At 31.4% G+C, this 17,775-nt stretch carries 17 protein-coding genes and 1 pseudogene; 8 read left to right on the top strand and 10 right to left on the bottom strand.

The features are described from left to right. Positions 1 to 9 precede the first annotated feature (9 nt). Entirely contained in the window at positions 10 to 849 is an 840-nt protein-coding gene (locus CW733_RS03575; RefSeq protein WP_100995773.1) for a 1,4-dihydroxy-2-naphthoyl-CoA synthase, read from the bottom strand. A gap of 295 nt (positions 850 to 1,144) precedes the next feature. On the opposite strand from CW733_RS03575, the gene CW733_RS03570 reads away from it, so the two are divergent. Beyond that, positions 1,145 to 1,570, top strand: a complete 426-nt coding sequence (locus tag CW733_RS03570; RefSeq protein ID WP_100995771.1) for a hypothetical protein — start codon at positions 1,145 to 1,147, stop codon at positions 1,568 to 1,570. 231 nt (positions 1,571 to 1,801) lie between these two features. Here CW733_RS03570 and CW733_RS03565 read toward each other — a convergent pair whose 3' ends face one another. The 5 genes from CW733_RS03565 to CW733_RS03545 all read right to left on the bottom strand — a co-directional run bounded on the left by CW733_RS03565 (position 1,802) and on the right by CW733_RS03545 (position 6,607). Beyond that, complete coding sequence (locus CW733_RS03565) at positions 1,802 to 2,632, bottom strand: S1 RNA-binding domain-containing protein (protein WP_100995769.1); 831 nt, start codon at positions 2,630 to 2,632, stop codon at positions 1,802 to 1,804. A 187-nt stretch (positions 2,633 to 2,819) separates the two neighbouring features. Then, complete coding sequence (locus tag CW733_RS03560) at positions 2,820 to 3,161, bottom strand: DUF2853 family protein (RefSeq protein WP_100995767.1); 342 nt, start codon at positions 3,159 to 3,161, stop codon at positions 2,820 to 2,822. Positions 3,162 to 3,280: 119 nt separating this feature from the next. Further along, the gene (menD, locus tag CW733_RS03555) at positions 3,281 to 5,029 is read right to left on the bottom strand and encodes a 2-succinyl-5-enolpyruvyl-6-hydroxy-3-cyclohexene-1-carboxylic-acid synthase (protein ID WP_100995765.1); all 1,749 of its coding nucleotides are present in this window, start codon (positions 5,027 to 5,029) and stop codon (positions 3,281 to 3,283) included. 39 nt (positions 5,030 to 5,068) lie between these two features. Then, a complete protein-coding gene (locus CW733_RS03550) occupies positions 5,069 to 6,178 on the bottom strand; it encodes a chorismate-binding protein (protein WP_100995762.1) in 1,110 nt (369 codons plus the stop codon). A gap of 3 nt (positions 6,179 to 6,181) precedes the next feature. After that, entirely contained in the window at positions 6,182 to 6,607 is a 426-nt protein-coding gene (locus tag CW733_RS03545; protein ID WP_100995760.1) for a PaaI family thioesterase, read from the bottom strand. A 47-nt stretch (positions 6,608 to 6,654) separates the two neighbouring features. Here CW733_RS03545 and CW733_RS03540 point away from each other — a divergent pair, with 47 nt between their 5' ends. Next, the gene (locus CW733_RS03540; protein WP_100995758.1) at positions 6,655 to 7,287 is read left to right on the top strand and encodes an alpha/beta hydrolase; all 633 of its coding nucleotides are present in this window, start codon (positions 6,655 to 6,657) and stop codon (positions 7,285 to 7,287) included. A 112-nt stretch (positions 7,288 to 7,399) separates the two neighbouring features. Here CW733_RS03540 and CW733_RS03535 read toward each other — a convergent pair whose 3' ends face one another. The 3 genes and pseudogenes from CW733_RS03535 to CW733_RS03525 all read right to left on the bottom strand — a co-directional run bounded on the left by CW733_RS03535 (position 7,400) and on the right by CW733_RS03525 (position 9,977). Continuing rightward, the gene (locus CW733_RS03535; RefSeq protein WP_100995756.1) at positions 7,400 to 8,161 is read right to left on the bottom strand and encodes a YoaK family protein; all 762 of its coding nucleotides are present in this window, start codon (positions 8,159 to 8,161) and stop codon (positions 7,400 to 7,402) included. Positions 8,162 to 8,630: 469 nt separating this feature from the next. Continuing rightward, a pseudogene (locus CW733_RS16600) lies at positions 8,631 to 8,768 on the bottom strand (Crp/Fnr family transcriptional regulator); the annotation flags it as partial. Positions 8,769 to 9,026: 258 nt separating this feature from the next. After that, a complete protein-coding gene (locus CW733_RS03525) occupies positions 9,027 to 9,977 on the bottom strand; it encodes a nitronate monooxygenase family protein (protein ID WP_100995754.1) in 951 nt (316 codons plus the stop codon). A 143-nt stretch (positions 9,978 to 10,120) separates the two neighbouring features. On the opposite strand from CW733_RS03525, the gene CW733_RS03520 reads away from it, so the two are divergent. Continuing rightward, the gene (locus CW733_RS03520; protein ID WP_100995752.1) at positions 10,121 to 10,621 is read left to right on the top strand and encodes a nicotinate-nucleotide adenylyltransferase; all 501 of its coding nucleotides are present in this window, start codon (positions 10,121 to 10,123) and stop codon (positions 10,619 to 10,621) included. Between the two features lie 383 nt (positions 10,622 to 11,004). Here the strand turns inward: CW733_RS03520 and dnaK are convergent, their stop codons facing one another. Next, entirely contained in the window at positions 11,005 to 12,903 is a 1,899-nt protein-coding gene (gene dnaK / locus CW733_RS03515) for a molecular chaperone DnaK (protein ID WP_100995751.1), read from the bottom strand. A gap of 201 nt (positions 12,904 to 13,104) precedes the next feature. On the opposite strand from dnaK, the gene CW733_RS03510 reads away from it, so the two are divergent. The 5 genes from CW733_RS03510 to CW733_RS03490 all read left to right on the top strand — a co-directional run bounded on the left by CW733_RS03510 (position 13,105) and on the right by CW733_RS03490 (position 17,773). Further along, positions 13,105 to 13,608, top strand: coding sequence for a hypothetical protein (locus CW733_RS03510; RefSeq protein WP_100995750.1), 504 nt, complete (start codon positions 13,105 to 13,107; stop codon positions 13,606 to 13,608). A 119-nt stretch (positions 13,609 to 13,727) separates the two neighbouring features. Then, positions 13,728 to 15,152, top strand: a complete 1,425-nt coding sequence (locus CW733_RS03505; protein ID WP_100995749.1) for an L-serine ammonia-lyase — start codon at positions 13,728 to 13,730, stop codon at positions 15,150 to 15,152. Between the two features lie 16 nt (positions 15,153 to 15,168). Beyond that, on the top strand, positions 15,169 to 16,344 hold the full coding sequence (locus tag CW733_RS03500) for an SH3 domain-containing protein (RefSeq protein WP_100995747.1): 1,176 nt from the start codon (positions 15,169 to 15,171) through the stop codon (positions 16,342 to 16,344). Between the two features lie 105 nt (positions 16,345 to 16,449). Beyond that, the gene (gene panB / locus CW733_RS03495; RefSeq protein WP_100995745.1) at positions 16,450 to 17,268 is read left to right on the top strand and encodes a 3-methyl-2-oxobutanoate hydroxymethyltransferase; all 819 of its coding nucleotides are present in this window, start codon (positions 16,450 to 16,452) and stop codon (positions 17,266 to 17,268) included. A 154-nt stretch (positions 17,269 to 17,422) separates the two neighbouring features. Next, positions 17,423 to 17,773, top strand: coding sequence for a four helix bundle protein (locus CW733_RS03490; RefSeq protein ID WP_100995743.1), 351 nt, complete (start codon positions 17,423 to 17,425; stop codon positions 17,771 to 17,773). Positions 17,774 to 17,775 lie beyond the last annotated feature (2 nt).

Raw genomic sequence — 17,775 nt, 5'->3', positions numbered from 1 at the left:
GACACTATGTTAAGGTATCCACTGCTTTGGGAAGTTAGGTTTTCTTTTTTCTAAAAAGGCATCACGACCTTCTTTTGCTTCGTCTGTCATGTATGCCAAACGTGTTGCTTCACCTGCAAACACTTGTTGTCCAACCATACCATCGTCTGTTAAATTCATTGCAAATTTAAGCATTCTTATAGACGTTGGCGATTTTTCTAGTATTTCTTGAGCCCATTGGTAAGCTGTAGCTTCCAATTCTTCATGAGGAATTACGGCATTTACCATTCCCATATCATAAGCTTCTTGAGCAGAGTAACTACGCCCTAGAAAAAATATCTCTCTGGCCTTTTTTTGTCCTACCATTTTAGCTAAATATGCAGATCCATAACCACCATCAAAACTAGTAACGTCTGCATCTGTTTGCTTAAAAATAGCGTGTTCTTTACTGGCTAAAGTTAAATCGCAAACCACATGTAAACTGTGACCACCACCAACTGCCCAACCTGGAACAACTGCAATAACTGCTTTAGGCATAAAACGAATTAAACGCTGTACTTCTAAAATATTTAATCTGTGGTAACCATCTTCTCCTACATATCCTTGATGACCTCTAGCTTTCTGGTCTCCTCCAGAACAAAATGAATAGATACCATCTTTAGTCGATGGACCTTCGGCAGACAATAAGACAACTCCAATAGAAGTGTCTTCTTGCGCATCATAAAAAGCATCGTAAAGTTCTTTTGTTGTTTTAGGTCTAAACGCGTTTCTAACGTTTGGTCTGTTAAATGCTATTCTAGCAACTCCATTACATTTATTATAGGTAATATCTTCAAAATCCTTGACTTTAACCCATTTTACCTCGCTCATATTATCTTTTATTTTTCAGAATTTAAAAATACATAATTTTGATTATTGAAGTCCTTATTTTTTAATTATTCTTTAAAAACTTACGCTAACTTTTTTTATTAAAGTTAATCAGAATTTATTTCTTAACAACATCAAAATTTAATTTTTTGTAGGTAAAAACTTAATAAAAAATGTTTTTAATCGATAAAAACACACCGTTTGTAATAAATTAATTTTATTAATCAATAAAAAAATGCAAATAGACGAGTTGACAATATCTTTATGGCGTTATTAATAAAACCATAAACCATTGTTAATGAGAACAATTAACTCACCTATCTACAAAAGCGTGATAGAAACGCACCATCTTACAATTGGCGATTTCTACTTCTTTAAGAATTTACTAATTGCAGAAGTTAAAGAAGGAATTCATTTAGACACAAATAACACACAAACGCTTTTAAAAATTACAAACTCTTTTTTTAAGAATAGACCTTTTGGGCATATTACTAATAGAATTAACCAATATTCTATTTCACCATTAGACATAGCCAGCTATAGCGAAAAATTAGAAAACGCTGTATCATACTGCTCAATTATATATAACAACCATTTCGATGAAATGAACGTTAAAATAGAACAGCATTTTATAAAAAAACCATATTATATAGCAAATACTTTAGAAGAAGCTTCATTTTGGTCTAAAGAAAAAGTAGTTAATACGTTTTCTATTAGTGCATGAAATCTATCAAATGAGAGAAAACTAAAAACTAGTTATTCTTTTTAACATAAGCAAAAACACTATAGTTTATTTATAGATGAGTCTTTTATTTTTATCTATTCAGAAAGTAAACTTCTATAAAAAATAATAACCAACCAATTTTTCCTTAAACTAAAATTAGTAGAAAGCTGCTTTTATTACTTATGCAGTATAGCAGCTTTATTGTTTTGTTAAAAATTAAAAAACTAGAAGTTAAACTAAACGAATACCGTCTGTTTCAATAGTAATTTGTTTCTGCTTATAAAGTGTACCAATCGCTTTTTTAAAGTTCTTCTTACTCATTTCTAAAGTATCTTTAATTGCTTCTGGTGAAGATTTGTCGTGTAGTGGTAAATATCCAGAGTTATCTTCAAGAATTTCTAGAATCTTCTTTGCATTAGGTTCTATGTTTCTAAAACCAACTTGCCCTAAAGCTATATCTAATTTATTTCCTGGTCTTATTTTTTTAATAATCCCTTTTAAACGATCTCCAATACTTAATTCTTGAAAGATACTGTCTTTATAAATTAATCCTGTATGTTGTTTGTTTACAATAACATTCATTCCAAAATCACTTGGGTGCGACACTATTAAATTTACTTCTTCAAATTCAGCGACTGTTAGTTCTTCATTATCTAGAAACCTATTCGTTTTACTTGTAGCTACAAGTCTTTCGCTTTTTTCGTCTAAATAACAATGTACTAAATACCAACCTCCTTTTTTCATTGGAAAGGCTTGCTCTTTAAACGGGCAAAATAATTCTTTCACCATTCCCCAATCAAGAAAAGCACCATAATCGTTTACTGCATTACAACGTAAAACAGCAAAATCACCTTTTGTAATATGTGGCTCATCTGTTACTGCAACTAAACGTTCATCGTTATCTAAGTATATAAATACCTCTACATCATCACCAACTTTAAAAACGTCTTCAACATAACGGTTTGGTAATAAAACCTCGTTACCATCTGTATCTCCTAGAAACATACCTGGTTCGGTTTCTCTAAGTATTTCTAAAGTATTATATTCTCCTATATTTATCATGCGGCAAAAATACTAATATTAATACTCAAAAATGAGGTTTTTTTCATTTTGGGAGTAATTTTATAGTCCTGAAAAAAAATTAATAAGATATAATAACAAATATCTAAGAATCTTAAACAAATACAGAGCAATAAAAAAGCGTTACAACCTAGATTGTAACGCTTTATATATGTTTTAAAATATTATTCTATTTGTAAACAGACTCTTTTTTAAAGTGTCTCGCTAATAAATAATAAACAACTGCTCTGTATTTATTTCTGTTAGATTTACCATATTTCTCAATTACAGAAGCTATAGCTTTATCTAAGTCTGCACTATCTGCTAAGCCTAATTTTTTAATTAAAAAATTATTTTTAACTGTAGCTAATTCTTTATCATCTGAACCAGAAACCGTTGCCGCATCTTTATTGTAAATAGATGGTCCGCAACCAATTGTTACTTTAGTTAAAAAATCCATGTCTGGAGCTTCACCTATCTTATCTTTTAAATCTGCCGCGTATTTTGCTATTAGATCATCTCTTTTACTCATAATTATAGTTTTAAGTTATTTTTATTCTCCTTAAATATACGTTTTTTTTAAACCAATAAAATCACTGCTTTAATAAATTATAACCGCAATATCGATAAACGGAAAAATTTATCGACTAATTACTTAATTGCACTAAAATACTTGAGAAGAGTCTCATCATTCAAATCGTTTGGTGTAAAAATTTCAAGTAATTTAGGTTTGGTATCTTTAACATAAAAATGGTTTAAAACCGAAACTAATTCTGTTTCACTTGAAGCTGTATTATATTTAAAACCATACATCGCACAGAGTTGTTTTGCTGTTAAATTGTGCTTGGTCTCAAAATAGGTGTCATAGTTTGGTGTGTTTTTATGTCCTGGTAAAATTCTAAAAATACCTCCTCCTCCATTATTAACAACAATTACTCTAAAGTTGTTGGGTATATAATTATTCCAAAACGCATTACTATCGTAAAGAAAACTTAAATCTCCTGTAATAAATGTGGTTTGTAATTTAGAGGCTAATGCAGCACCAATAGCAGTGCTTGTACTTCCATCAATTCCGCTAGTTCCTCTATTGCAAAAAACTTCTATAGATTTCTTTAAATCGAAGAGTTGCGTGTACCTAATTGTAGAACTGTTACCTACTTGTAATTTAGAATCGTTTGGTATGCTTTTTAATAGTAATTCAAATACTTTAAAATCGCTAAAAGGAATTGTTTTTAAATAAATCTCATGTTTTTCTCTTCTACTTTTAAAAGCAGTAAGCCAAAAACTATTGTATTCACTTTGTACAGCCTTTGTTTGCTCTAAAAATTGAGAAAAGAATGTGTTAACTGGCATTTTAAATGCTTTATTTAATGCAAAAAATGTATCATTAGCATGATGCTCTCCAATATGCCAATGTTGTTTTAATTTACAATCTCTTAAGAATTTTTTAATTTTTTTAGAAACAACTAGCCCGCCAAAAGTTAAAAGTATTTCTGGTTTTAATTGCTCTAGTTCCTCAGTATTTAAAGCAGCTATTAATTTATCTATTCCAGGAATAAAACGCTCGTTATGCATATTAGAAGTTGTTTCGGTAAGTACTAAAACACTTTCGTCCTGGGCTAAAAGGTTTAAGTATTCCTGCTCTACAGTATTTGGTTGGTTTACACCTACTAAAACTAATTTACGCTTGGCAGTATTCCACAGGTTTAAAAAGACACTTAAATCTTCATTTTCAATATCTTTTTCCGCAAGCGGAATAACCTCTGGATTCACAACTAGTTCATCAACCATATCATACAAAGGCTCATTAAACGGAACATTAATATGTACAGGTCCTTTTTGTGAAACCGAAATATTAATGGCCTTATTTACCTGTTCTTCATTATGTTGCTGTATTATTTTTTGCAAGTCAAGATCCTTTTCTAACTTGTTCTCAATACTTTTTAATATTGGCAACTCGTTTTTATTAAGTTTATTTTCTTTATCTAAATCTTGCTTTAAATTAGCAGAATACAAAATGTGATTTTTATAAACATCTTCTTGATTTATAGTTTGTCCATCACCAATACCTACTAAATATTTTGGTCTATCTGCACTCAAAACCACTAAAGGAATATTACTATAATAAGCCTCTGCAACAGCTGGATAATAATTTAAAAGCGCACTACCAGACGTACAAACAACAGCCACTGGTTCTTGAATTTGCTGTGCAATTCCCATAGCAAAAAACGCAGCACAACGCTCGTCTACAATACTATAACATTTAAAAAAAGGATCGTGAGTAAAACCTATTGTTAAAGGTGCATTTCTACTACCTGGAGATAATACTATATGTTGTATATTCTTAGCTTTACAAAGCTGAATAACGGTTTGAGCGAGTGGTATTTTTGGGTGCTTCATCTGTGGTGTAAAAATACAAAATCGGCCTTTTAATACGCATTAAAACAACACCTTTTTCATGGTTTGTGTTTTATTTACTGTTTCTTGCCATTCATTTTCTGGAATAGAATCTTTTGTAATACCACCTCCAACGTAAATACTTGCTTTTACATCTGTTAATTGCATGCAACGCAGGTTTACAAATAAATTAGAAACCGTTTTTATTGCAGCATAAGCACTATTCTCGACATTACGCCTGTTAGTATTACGTGTTTTTTTCTCGACTATATTTAATTCACCTAAAAAACCCGTATAAAACTCACGATTATAATTTTCTGTTTCCAAAATAAATGCCTTTGTAACATCCTTGGGCAAACCACAAACTGCAGGTGTTGGATGTAAAATATCTACAACTTCTTTTAAATTTTTATTTAAAACACCAGAAACTCGTGTCCGCAAATGCAGTAAACTCCCTGCTTTTACAGTTTCTACATTGGCAACATTTAAACTACTTACAGAAGATTCTAAATTACTTACTAAATAAGCTGTAACTAGCTGTTGTTCTTCAGTTTCTTTAGCTTCCCATTTTGGATTCTCTTCACCTTTAAACTCTTGTGTTCCTGCTAAAGACATGGTTGTAAACCTATTTCCAGTAACACTAAGTAATGTTTCTGGAGTTGCACCAAGCCAAAGTCCTATTTTTGGATGATACCAACAATATACAAATGCAGTTTTGTATTGTGCCAATAAGCGTTTAAAGAGCTCTATAGGGTTACTTTCTGAAAGTTTCACCTCTTCTACTCTAGAAATCACTACTTTTTTAAAGGCACCATTTTTAATGCTATTTATTGCTTTTGAAACAAGTGAGACGTGAAAGTCTTTTACTTCGTTTGAAATTTTTATCTCTTTATGGCTTCCTGTCTTTGCAGGAATAACAGCATTAGTTTCCGCACTAGAAGATTGGTTTGTAGGAATTAAAACTGTTTCCTTTTTAGAGTCGAATGGAGAAAAAACAAAACCACTTTCGGTTAAGTCTTTAGAAGTGTAAACCGTATCATTATCTTGAAACACTCCTTTAACAATCGAAGCATTGGGTTTACGATACAATACAAAAGGCAGAGCATCATCAAAATAATCTTGAGCAGCTTCAAAAAAATCGTCGGTTTGCATAAATTACTTCTTTTTTGGTAATGAGATAGTAGACAATCTACAAATAGAAACTAAATTATTAGCTTCGTCTGTTACCCTAATATCTAATAATTGTGTGGTTCTACCTTTATGTAAAAAAGTAGCTTTTGCATAAACAAAACCATCTTTTACACTTTTTAAATGGTTTGCAGTAATCTCTAAACCACGTACAAACATAGTATCTGTGTCTGTAAAAATATGCGAAGCAAAACTACCAACACTTTCTGCCAAAGCTGCTGTTGCTCCACCATGCAATACACCATCTGGTTGGTGTACTCTTGGTGTTACCGGCATTCTGGCTACTAAAAAATTTTCACCAAAATCTACCATTTCAATGTCTAAGGTTTCCATTAAAGTATTTTTACTAGAAGCGTTTGCTTTTGCTAGCATTTCTGTTTTAGAAATATTCATCTTTTTACTGTATTTTTATAACTTCAAAAATACGAAACATAGCAACAATGCAATCTACCCAAAAGGAAATATTTTACACCACCAATAAACCCTATTCTACTTTAAACACTTTAACAGATAAAACTAAAAATGTATGGTTTGTATGCCATGGTTTAGGCTATTTAAGTAAATATTTTATTAGATATTTTAAAGGCTTAAATGCCGAAGAAAATTACATTATCTCACCTCAAGCGCCTAGTTTGTATTATCAAGATGGTTTTAAACATGTTGGTGGTTGCTGGTTAACTAAAGAAAATACGCAAACCGAAACCCAAAACATTGTAAATTATTTTGATTCTATTTTAGCCGAAGAACAAATCTCTGAAAGCAAAAACCTTATTGTTTTAGGCTATTCTCAAGGTGTTAGCGTAGCAACACGTTATATTAAAAACAGACAATTACAATGTTCTCAACTAATATTGCATTCTGGTGGTTTACCAAAGGAATTAATAGCCGAAGATTTTAAACTTTTAAAAGGCAAAGTCTCTTTGGTTTATGGTACTGAAGATGAATATTTAAACAAAACACGTATTGCTTACGAAACTAAACGTGCTCAAGAATTATTTGGAAAGGAAGTAAATATTATTCCTTTTGAAGGCAAACATGTGGTTAATGTGGATATTATTAATGGTTTGGTTTGATGCTTTTTTTGGTTTAACGAGAATTTGAAAAAAAATCATGAAGGTTCGTTTAACGTGTTCATATATGGTTAGTTTGCTTGGTTTAAATTAATAAAAGAAAACGAACCAGTAACTAATTATACTCGTTGTCGTGTGCCATTTTTTTTCTTTGTTTGTATTTTCTTTTAGTTCTTATTAATCTATATCTTAAATCGTCGTAAAACAGGCTTATTAATAAAATTACTGCTCCAAAAATTAGAGTATTTAATTTCAAGTCAAGTCTTGAGTAAAGAAATCCACCTATTAGTCCTCCAAGAAAAAAGAAGCAAATTATATAAATTCGCAGTTTAATAGTCTCCTTAATTTTTTCTCTATGCGGATGAGCTTTAGGAAAAAATAGTTGCGATAATTCTATCCCTAAATCTGTAAACAATCCTGTAAGATGTGTTGTTCTTACAATTGCATTTGAAATTTTTGAAACAAAAGAATTTTGAAGTCCCATAGAGAAGAGTAGTAAACAAATTATTAAATCTGGATATTTTATTTCTCCAGTATTACTTATGATAGAAATTGAGAGTAATATTAGGCATTCAATTATTGTTGGTAATACAAAAACATTAAGTTTTCTATTTCCTTTAAATTTTTCAATTAGAAAACTTGACAAAAAAGAACCAAAGAGAAAGGAAAAAATATAAAGGAAATAAATTGTTCCCTTCCAAACTTCAAAATTGGCAACATCTCTAATAAAAAGAGCAAAATGTCCAGTTACATTTGTAGTCAACTGGTTAAAAGCTAAAAATCCTGTAACATTAACAATTCCAGCAACAAAGGACAAAACTGTGGCAATTTGCAGATTATGTTTTATTGTTCTGCTTTTACCTTGATGTCTAAACATTTTATTTTTATTTAGTTAGGTTTTTCAAATTGCACCCAATATTTCGTTCATATAAAATCATTTCAATATTTTATATTAGACGTTAAACGAAGTTCGACTATTTTTTTAGAAAATAAAGTAGATAAAAGTTAGAATACCTAAGATAATCTTCTTTAGTAGGTTAGAAGTCGCAATAAATTATTTATGGTGTTGTTAGAGATTTTCTCTCTCTAAAAGACTTGTTATTAGCCGAAGAACTTAAGAGGTTATTTTTTATATAAATTATAGTTCTCTTTTGAAGACAAACATAGTGTTTAAAATTATGTAGCCTTATTTCAGGACGGGTCAAAGGTTCGTTTAACGGTTCGTTGATATAAAATCGTTTCAATGTTTTATATTATACGTTAAACGAAGTTCGACTATTTTTTTTAGAAAGTAAAGTAAATAAACCTTTTACAGTGTTAGCTTTTAGTGCTTTTTCGGTTTAAAATTAAATTTTAGATTTTATTCTACTTAAAGTTTCTTGAGATATATTAATATAAGAAGCAACTATTTTGTTTGGTAAGCGTCTAACAATATTTTGGTTTATTTTAAACAATTGTTTACACCTTTTTGATGCATCTAGAGTAGAATTTCTTGATTACTATTAGTTAAAACTATAGCATCGAAATTTACTTTATCTAATTCTTCTTCAATATTAAAAGACCAATTATATTTTTATTTAAAGTCTTTTAATACAGTAGTTTAAAAAATAAAACAGAAGGCTACGGTATACCTTTATAAAGGAAATTACTTATATTTTTACAAAGAAAAACCTGTAATAAATACTTGATTTATTACAGGTTAAATGGTTTCTATTTATAGTAGACAATTAATTTTTAAGTTGTTATTCTTTTACCAACTTATCTATAATTGCTTTTACTGGTAATATTGCTTTAGTATGTTCAATACTAGGTCCAGCAACCCAAACCGTTTTATAAGTTGCAGTTTTCGCAGCATTTTCTGCAGCTTTCATTCCTATTGAAAAACGAACCATCTTAACCCATTTTTTAAGTTTCTTGTTTTTATTTAAAACCGTTTCAAGCCAGGATTCTTTAGTTCCAATTTTCTGAACATAAGGCGTATTAATCACAGTACATGGTGTACCAGAAATACGCTGTGTCATGATAATATCTTCTGCACCATAATCTACACAAGCTTGCTTGTATTCATCTGTTACTCCTGCTTCTATAGATGCTATAAATGGGCTTCCAACACTTACGCCTTCTGCTCCATAACTTATCATTCTATCAATATCTGCTTTACAACCTACTCCTCCTGCAGAAATTACTGGAATGCTTAAAGCTTTGCTTAATTGATTTGTTAATTCTTCTGGAGATAAATTTCCTCTGTGTCCACCAGCTTCACTATTTACTGCAATTGCAGCATCTGCACCTAATTGTTCTACTTTTTGTGCAAAACGTAAATCAGTAACATCACAAAATACTTTTATACCTGCTTTATGCGCTTGTTTTATGGTTTCTTCTGGACTTCCTAAAGAGGTGATAATAAAATCGCAACCTTCTTCGCAAATCACTTCTAACTGTCCTTTATATTTTAAGTTAGATTTATTGACTATTAAATTAAAACCGAATGATCCACCTTCAACCTTATTAGCTTTAAGCTCTTTTAATACAGCTCTTAACTCATCTAGTGTTCTATAATTAAGTGCTGGAATACAACCTGCTATTCCACCTTTCATAGCTTCTGTTACCATAGCAACGTTAGAGACCAAAAACATTGGTGCTTGAATTATTGGGTGTTTTATGTTTAAGAGTTGAGTTAATTTGGTTTGCATGATCTTTTATTTATTTCAACAAATATAATCAATAATTTATTATGCATGCATAATAAATTAAAAATTGGGTATATGACCTTGATCATTTTGAAATAGTATGGTCTTGTCTAATTTTGATTTATTAATCATATAAATATACAATCATGAAAAAAGTACTTTTTATTTTAATCGCATTAGGATTAACATCTCAAGTTTATGCCCAAGATCCAATTGAATTGGAAGAAATAGTAATATCTGTAAGCTACAAATATTTAAATGCCGCATACTCACCAGACTCGGATAGCAGAGTTAAAACCCTAGAAAAGGAAGTTGCATTATATGATATAAAAAACGCTGAATTCTATAGTGATGAATATGACAACTATTCTGTTTCCTTTTTTATTCCAGACGGCAAAATTGTTGCTGCTTATAATAAAGAAGGTGATGTTATAAGAACTATTGAAAGATTTGAAGATGTAAAATTACCTAAAGACGTTAGAGATGCTGTTGCAAAACGTTTCCCTAATTGGTCTATTGTAAAAGATGTTTATAGTGTTAAATTTCATAAAGGAAATAATGTTGCTAAAAAACAATATAAAATCAAATTAAAAAATGGTGAAGAAATTGTTAGAGTAAAAACAGATGAGTATGGAACGTTTTTATAAGCAACTACCTTATAAAATCGCCTTATTAAAAATGATAAAGAACGCAATCAAATTAATGATTGCGTTTTTTATTATATATAATTAGCTTGCTAATTATTTCTTAGTAATTATTAAAATTTAATTTCACAATTTATTATCCCTAACCTCTTCCACTCCTAGAGGTAATACTTTTGTACCGATACAAATAATATTTGTTTAAGCAAAACTATTGCTATGCGTAATAAAAAGCAATGTTTATAAAGTAATTGTCTTAAACTATTAACTATCTAAAAATATAATTATTTAGATAACGAGCTTTCTTTTTTTACATAAAAAAACGCAACCAAATTAATGGTTACGTTTTTAATATTTATGTATTCTGCATCTACTGCAAAATGACGTAATTATTTAACTTCTTCGAAATCTACATCTTCAACATTATCACTTTCAGCTTGAGCTGGCTCACTTGCTTCTGGTCCAGCTGCTCCACCTTGAGCATCTGCTTGTGCTTTGTACATTTCTTCGCTAGCTACTTTCCAAACTTCGTTAAGTTTGTCTAAAGCTGGCTCAATAACTGCTACATCTCTAGTTTCGTAAGCTACTTTTAATTCTGCTAAAGCTTCTTCAATTGGTGCTTTTTTATCATCAGATATTTTGTCACCAAATTCTTTAAGTTGATTTTCTGTTTGGAAAATCATAGAATCTGCTTCGTTTAATTTCTTAGCATTTTCTGCTGCTTTTGCATCTGCTTCTGCATTTGCTTCAGCATCTGCTCTCATTGCTTTAATTTCTTCCTCAGTTAAACCAGAAGACGCTTCGATACGGATATCTTGTGTCTTGTTAGTTGCTTTATCTGTAGCAGAAACTTTAATGATTCCGTTTGCATCGATATCGAAAGTTACTTCAATTTGAGGAACTCCTCTTTGTGCTGGTGGAATATCACTTAAATGAAAACGTCCAATTGTTTTATTATCTGCAGCCATAGCTCTTTCACCTTGTAATACGTGGATTTCCACTGAAGGTTGGTTGTCTGCTGCTGTAGAGAATACTTGAGACTTTTTAGTTGGAATTGTAGTATTTGCTTCAATAAGTTTCGTCATTACGTTACCCATTGTTTCGATACCTAATGATAAAGGTGTTACATCTAAAAGTAATACATCTTTAACATCTCCAGATAAAACTCCACCTTGAATTGCTGCTCCTAAAGAAACAACTTCATCAGGGTTTACACCTTTAGAAGGCGTTTTTCCGAAAAACTTTTCTACTGCTTGTTGTACTGCTGGAATACGTGTAGATCCACCAACTAAAATTACTTCGTCGATATCACTTTTAGATAATCCTGCTGCTTTTAAAGCTGTTGCACAAGGCTCTATTGTTCTTTTTACTAAATCGTCAATTAACTGCTCGAATTTAGAACGTGTTAATGTACGTACTAAGTGTTTTGGTCCTGATGCAGTAGCTGTAATATAAGGTAAGTTGATTTCTGTTTGCTCTGAAGCAGATAATTCAATCTTAGCTTTTTCTGCAGCTTCTTTTAAACGTTGTAAAGACATTGGGTCTTTACGTAAGTCCATAGACTCTTCAGCGTTAAACTCGTCTGCTAACCAATCAATAACTTTTTGATCTACGTCATCACCACCTAAGTGAGTATCACCATCTGTAGATAAAACTTCGAATACACCATCTCCTAATTCTAAGATAGATACATCATGCGTTCCACCACCAAAATCGAAAACAACGATTTTTTGGTCAATTCCTTTTTTGTCCATACCATAAGCTAAAGCTGCTGCTGTTGGCTCGTTGATAATACGACGTACTTTTAAACCAGCAATTTCACCAGCTTCTTTTGTAGCTTGACGTTGTGCATCGTTAAAATATGCTGGTACAGTAATTACTGCTTCTGTTACTGAGGTACCTAAGTAATCTTCAGCTGTTTTTTTCATTTTCTGTAATACCATTGCAGATAATTCTTGAGGTGTGTATAAACGACCATCAATATCAACACGTGGTGTGTCATTATCTCCTTTTACTACTTTGTAAGGTACACGTTCTGCTTCTTTTTTAGACTCAGTATACTTGTTACCCATAAAACGTTTAATAGAATAAACTGTTTTTGTTGGGTTAGTTACTGCTTGTCTTTTTGCTGGATCTCCAACTTTAATTTCTCCTCCTTCTACAAAGGCAATTACAGATGGTGTTGTTCTTTTACCTTCTGCGTTAGGGATAACTACTGGCTCGTTACCTTCCATTACAGAAACGCAAGAGTTGGTAGTTCCTAAATCGATTCCAATAATCTTACTCATATCTTTATTTGTTTTATGTTTTTCCGCTTAATGCGAAATAAATTTTATTAATTATTTACAAATGCATAAAGACAATGATTATGCCATTAGAAAGAATGTGACATGATGTCAGATTATATATTTAGAAATTATTTTCGTTTGGTTCTACTTTGGTATTAGTTTTGATACATTTAAAGAAAAACAATCTTAAACTATTTACATATGAAACGTATATTATCTGTTATTTCGGTATTTGCTATATTTTTAATGTCTTGCGAAGGCCCTCAAGGTCCTCAAGGTTTAGATGGGTTTAACGGCCAAAATGGTGCCATTATAGCCTCCTCTGCTTTTGAAATTGTGTTAGATCTTAACCAAACCAATAATTATGAATACATTGAAGCTTATGGTTTTGATGTCTTTCCTACAGATGTTACGTTAGTCTATATATTATGGGAAACATTAAACGGACAAGATATTTGGAGGCTTATGCCACAAACGGTTCAGTTTGATGATGGTGATTTGATTTATAACTACGACTTTACACAAACAGATGTTAGATTTTTTCTAGATGGCACAACCGATTTTTCTCTTTTAGATAATTCATATACTCAAAACCAAGTATTTAGAGTTGTAGTTGTACCTGCCGATAATGTTGGTAAAACTACCAATACTAATTTAGAGGCTGTTATGGCACTTTATGACATTAAAACATTTACCAAGCGATAATATAATCTTCATTCTAAAATAAATACAAACAGCTTTGATTATTAAAATCTGAGCTGTTTTTTTATGCTTAATACATAAACAAAAAGCTATATTTGTTGTACTAAAACGATATAGTAATTATGGAATGTATTTCTGTTTTCGATATGCTTAAAATTGGTGTTGGACCATCGAGTTCTCACACTTTAGGGCCTTGGCGTGCAGCCGAAAGATGGTTACACGAATTAAAAGAAGACAACGTTTTTAATGATGTTACCAGAATTCAAGTAGATTTATATGGCTCGTTATCCCTAACCGGAAAAGGACATGCTACTGATTTGGCTGTTATGTTAGGCTTAAGTGGTAGTGATCCTGAATATATTCCTACCGAAACGATAGACATAATTATAGCATCTATAACAAACACTGAAAAAATTGTTTTAGGAAATGAAAAAATAATTGACTTTAACATGCAATCTGAAATTGTATTTAACAAGGTCTTTCTTCCATTTCATTCTAACGCCATTACTTTTACTGCGTTTAGCATGAATACCGAAATACACCAATCTACCTTCTACTCTATTGGTGGTGGATTTGTTATAAAAGAAGAACGTACCGTCGATGCAGAGAATAAAGAACTTAAAAGCGAATTTCCTTTTCCTGTAGATAAAGCAACAGAATTATTAGCTTTTTGTAAGAGTGAAAATAAAATGATTTCTGAAATTGTTTTAGAAAATGAAAGGTCTCTTAGAGATGATAAAACTATAGATTTCGAGTTACAGCGTATCTGGCAAACCATGTTAGACTGTATGTTTACTGGCTGCCATACCGAAGGTACTTTACCTGGTGGACTAAATGTAAGGCGTCGTGCATTTGATATTCATAAAAAATTGAATATTGAAATGCCTTATATTACTTCTCAAGATTGGTTACAATCTATAAGACAAAGTGAGGTTAAATTTAGACAAATATTAAAATGGGTAAGCTGCTTTGCCTTATCTGTAAACGAAGTAAACGCATCGCTTGGTCGTGTGGTTACTGCTCCAACTAATGGTAGTGCTGGTGTTATTCCTTCGGTTTTAATGTACTATATGGTAATAGAAAATCATGAAGCAGATTTTAAACACATTAAACAATTTTTATTAGTTGCCGGAGAAATAGGAAGTATCTTTAAAAAAGGTGCCACTATCTCTGCCGCAATGGGTGGTTGTCAGGCCGAAATAGGTGTAAGCTCTGCTATGGCAGCTGCTGCTTTAACAGAGCTACTTGGTGGCTCTCCAGAACAAGTTATGATTGCCGCAGAAATTGCAATGGAACATCACTTAGGTTTAACCTGCGATCCTATTGGTGGATTAGTGCAAATTCCTTGTATAGAACGTAATGCAATGGGTGCTATTAAAGCCATAAATGCTGCCGAATTAGCATTAGATACTGATCCTAAAAACGCAAAAGTACCATTAGATAAAGTTGTTGAAACCATGTGGGAAACTGCAAAGGACATGAATAATAAGTACAAAGAGACTAGTGAAGGTGGCTTGGCAGTGCGCGTTAATATGGCAGATTGTTAATTATTAAAACATTTTCATGAGGCTTAACTGTTTACTATTTGCATTGCTGTTTCTAACATTTAGCACAGCACAAGACAAAATGTACCTTAATACAGATGCACGTTTGTATAAGGACGCTACAACAAATAGTACGATTTTAGGTTATTTTAAAACAAATGCTAAAGTTGAAATAGTTATCAGATATACTAAAGGTTGGTTTTTAGTAAAGGCTGATAATAATGATACTGGTTACGTAAACAATACGTTTTTATCTAAAAAACACACATACAATACAACAGAATCTTTAGATATAGACAATCCTATTTTAAGTCGCGATAAATACTATGGAAGTCATCACCTTTTTGTCTTGGTTGCTAATCTTCGTGCTAGAAATAAGCCAACAACAAACAGTGAAATAAAAGCAATTTTAACTACAGGTAAAGCTGTTGCTGTAAAATATGTTCCTGTAAATATAGACCATTGGGTTTGCATATCGAACAGTCGTTTTGTACAAAGAAAATTTTTAGGAGAAAGACCCGATTTTAATGTGTTAAAAAAGACCTTTAATGGGTTTGAATATGAAGACATTACCAACAGAAAAAGAATAGCAGAACGCCTTGTACAATTAGCTTGGAATGGTGGTAAAGAGAATTTAGTAGACGCTTATAATTTATACTACGACGTCGCAAAACAACTAAAAGACTCTGTTCTAATTAACGAAATTGAAACTAAACTCATTTTAGTTAAAGGATTAGCTTCTACAAAAACGTATCAAGAAAGAGAAGCTTTTATAGAAAATACCGATTATTTAATTGAAGGCATAAACGTTAAAAAACATTTTGTAAAGCTTAGCGATGTCACTAAAATCTATGGAGCACCTACCAAAATAGATTTACTTACCGACGAATGTGGTGTTTTTTATAGTGAAACTTTTTACACGTATCCAAATATGGTATTGTCTGTAAATAAAGAAGAGAACTTAGCAAACATAGTTACTCTATTTATTAACGCTAAAAACAGTCTGAAGATTAGTGATCACCATATAATAACACACCATACTACAGAAAGATACTTTATTACAAAGTATGCACACTATGTATTTGCAGGAATTAACCAACCACATGTTTATAGTATACATACAGATTCTGGTGGTTATAATTTCACCTTTAAAAACGGAAAAATTGTAAGTGTCGATTTTTACAATTTGTGCTAGAATTTACATCATTTATTTGCAATCTATTGTTTTTCAGTATTAAATAAAAATCGTGCTATCTATAGTAATTTTAGTATTTTTACAATCTATCTTAATTTAAAATAAATGTCTGTAGCAAAAAAAGAATATAAAAGAGTCACTGTAAAATCGCTAGTCGATATGAAAAAGCGTGGAGAAAAAATCTCTATGCTTACTGCATACGATTATACCATGGCAAAAATTGTTGATGGTGCAGGAATAGATGTTATTCTAGTTGGAGATTCTGCCAGTAATGTTATGGCTGGACACGAAACAACATTACCTATTACTTTAGACCAGATGATTTATCATGCGTCTTCAGTGGTTCGTGCTATTGAGCGCTCACTTATTGTTGTAGATTTGCCTTTTGGTAGCTACCAAAGTGACCCTAAAGAAGCGCTACGTTCTGCCATTAGAATTATGAAAGAATCTGGAGGACATGCTGTAAAAATGGAAGGAGGTAAAGAAGTTAAAGACTCTATAAAGCGTATTTTACAAGCTGGAATTCCGGTTATGGGACATTTAGGTTTAACACCACAATCTATTTATAAATTTGGTACTTATACTGTTCGTGCTAAAGAGGAAGAAGAAGCTATACAACTTAAAGAAGATGCCTTAATGCTAGAAAAGGCAGGATGTTTTGGTATTGTTCTAGAAAAAATTCCTGCGAAATTAGCACAAGAAGTTGCCGAAAGTGTTTCTATTCCTGTAATTGGAATTGGAGCTGGAAATGGAGTTGATGGCCAAGTTTTAGTTACACATGATATGGTTGGCATGACACATGAGTTTAATCCACGGTTTTTAAGACGTTACATGAATTTATATGAAGAAATGACCAATGCCTTTACACAATATGGTGCAGATGTTAAGAGTGGTGATTTCCCTAATGATGAGGAGCAGTATTAAGATTGGATTAATTAGATTTTTCGATTTCTCGATCTTTAGAACTTACTCGAATTAATACTAAATAAAACTAGTTTATTTTATAGGTATACTTTAGTTGGTTTTTAAAAATTGAACTAACCCAATAATCGAGCAACCGAACTAATCAAATAAATAAATGCATAGATTTAAAGGTTTAGAATTCTGGAAGAAAAGCCGATTATTTTGTTCTGAGATTTATGCTATTACTTCTAAATTTCCTGAATCTGAAAAATTTGGTTTAACAAATCAACTTAGAAGAGCTTCTGTTTCAATACCATCAAATATTGCGGAAGGTTCTTCAAGACAATCTAATAAAGATTTCTCGCGATTTCTTCAAATAACTTTAGGTTCTGCTTACGAAGTTGAAACACAATTATTAATTGCTCCAGATTTAAATTTTATAACTCATGAAGAATTAGATCCTCTTTTAAAAAGTTTAGAATCAATAATAAAAATGACCTCTAAGTTTAAATCTACTCTCAAATAAAT

The organism is Lacinutrix sp. Bg11-31 (assembly GCF_002831665.1).
GTDB lineage: Bacteria > Bacteroidota > Bacteroidia > Flavobacteriales > Flavobacteriaceae > Lacinutrix.
Note: the sequence above shows the minus strand (reverse complement) of the source record. Positions and strands in the feature narration are given on the sequence as shown.